This window comes from Armatimonas sp., from assembly GCF_043760365.1.
Lineage (GTDB): Bacteria > Armatimonadota > Armatimonadia > Armatimonadales > Armatimonadaceae > Armatimonas.
In genome coordinates, this window is record NZ_JAYUPA010000448.1 from 1 (window position 1) to 1,704 (window position 1,704).

General features: G+C 54.5%; 3 protein-coding genes. All 3 read right to left on the minus strand.

Annotation, left to right across the window (positions count from 1 at the left end; all coding sequences use genetic code 11):
- Positions 1–153: 153 nt before the first annotated feature.
- Positions 154–366, minus strand: coding sequence for a helix-turn-helix domain-containing protein (locus tag ACH2EH_RS10535; protein WP_395141454.1), 213 nt, complete (start codon positions 364–366; stop codon positions 154–156).
- A gap of 82 nt (positions 367–448) precedes the next feature.
- Positions 449–1,426, minus strand: coding sequence for a replication-relaxation family protein (locus ACH2EH_RS10540; protein WP_395141456.1), 978 nt, complete (start codon positions 1,424–1,426; stop codon positions 449–451).
- A partial coding sequence (locus ACH2EH_RS10545; RefSeq protein WP_395141458.1) for a hypothetical protein occupies positions 1,410–1,704 on the minus strand: 295 nt, incomplete at its 5' end. The genes ACH2EH_RS10545 and ACH2EH_RS10540, both read right to left, overlap by 17 nt.

Consider the following 1,704-nt stretch of genomic DNA (forward strand, 5'->3'; position numbering starts at 1 on the left):
CAGCCAGTTGGAAATCTCTAGTTGGAAAAGTTCTCTGCACTTCCCAGGTGGATATAGATGCAATCCTCAGTGGGCTTCGTGAATTGTAAGTATGCATCCATCCGCTCTGGGATGCAACGAGCGTTGCGTAAGAAGGGTGCGACATTAAAATATTCAAGCTGCACTCGATGGCTCGTTAGGTCTAGCGGGTTCCAGTAGTGCCATCAGATCGTCGCGCTGGATCAGGACTTTGCGTCGCCCCGCAATCCGAAACGCCTTGAGCTTGCCACCACGAATGTAGGAGCGGATCGAGGAGGTAGAGAGCTGCAAGTAGCTCGCCGCCTGGTCAACTGTCAGATATTCCCGCCCCACCCCATCATCGTCCATTTCCCACCACTCTCCCATTCTTAGGCACACAGTATACAGGTGGGGCCAAATGAAAGTATCGAAAGTTGGGTAGATTCCAGAGCTACGTTTTTAATAGAGGAATTAGATCGGTTTGCCCTGCGACACGCCAGATAGGACTCGACAGGCTCGACGTTGACAGAGCCGACATCTCTACGATCCAGAAACGAGCAGCCAGCTCTTCGCTACCCGCTAACTCCTCGATCAGGGAAGCCAGCAGATCACGACGCGACGCGCTAGGACAAAACACCAATATGCGCGCCTTCACATAGCCCGTAAGCTCTTGAAGACGCTCAGAGGCGAAGAGAGCATGATACCTTGTGAGCTTCTCGCTCCATCGGCTCTTTCCACGCTCGGTACCCCGATCAACTTCGACGAGGCCCACCAACACCGCCAGCCTCTCAGCGCGTTGCATTTCAAAGACGAACCAAGAATCTGGCCGAACCACCCCGAGCTCTTGAAGGTCAAGGACTGCATCCACCCCATCTTCCCAGCGCGTTGTGCGGCCCTGACCAGCAAAGGCAAGTTGCTCAAGCCACACCCGAACATCACGCACTAGTAGCTCGTGGCGCAAAAACAAGCCATTCTTCGGTCCATAGAACGGAGCACTCCGCTTGAGGTAGTGCCGCGCCAGAGTGCCAGAATCAACCAACACTCTCACCGCTGCCGCAGTCGGGGTGTAGAAGTTGGGCGCAGTGCCAAAGAGGAGCTTTTCGCTATTTGGGGCATCTTCAGGAGCAAGTGCGGCCCGTGATACCGCCACCACCTCCACCAGTCCCGCGTCAAAGAGCGCCCGCATCTGACGACGAGTTGCTTTCTGAGAGAGCTGTCCCAGGCTTGCAAGTTGAGGCAGTGAAAGAATTCGACACTCCACCAGAAACCCCAGAAGCTTTAGTTTCAAAGGAGTCAGTAGAGCAATCGGCGTAGGGCGGCGGGTGTAGCGCCCTCGTCGCTCTCCCTCCACCTGGATCGTATCCTTACTCACTGCCGCCGTAGTGCCTTTATCAGTCGCTACAAGTTTTTTCTCAGTCGATACTACCATCGTCCACCACCTTCTTTTTAGGGGTTCCTAAAGGCAGCCCGCTTACAGGCTTTCGTTGCCCTTCGCCATGAGCTACAGAATCTTTGCCATGAGCTACAGAATGCTCAGCCTGATTTGAGGATTCTTCCAGCTCCTCTTTTACAAAGCGAGATGGAGGGCCACTTTGTGAGCGGCGATTTCCAGAAGAGCGCTTACCGGATCGAGATCGGCCTAAGGTTTCAGACTCGGACTCCAGGCTATGGCGAATCAGCTCTTCCTGCTGCTTGATCTGGCTTCGA

Coding starts and splice junctions, on each gene's coding strand:
- ACH2EH_RS10535 (WP_395141454.1), bottom strand. CDS start 366: ATGGACGATGATGGGGTGGGGCGGGAATATCTGACAGTTGACCAGGCG.
- ACH2EH_RS10540 (WP_395141456.1), bottom strand. CDS start 1,426: ATGGTAGTATCGACTGAGAAAAAACTTGTAGCGACTGATAAAGGCACT.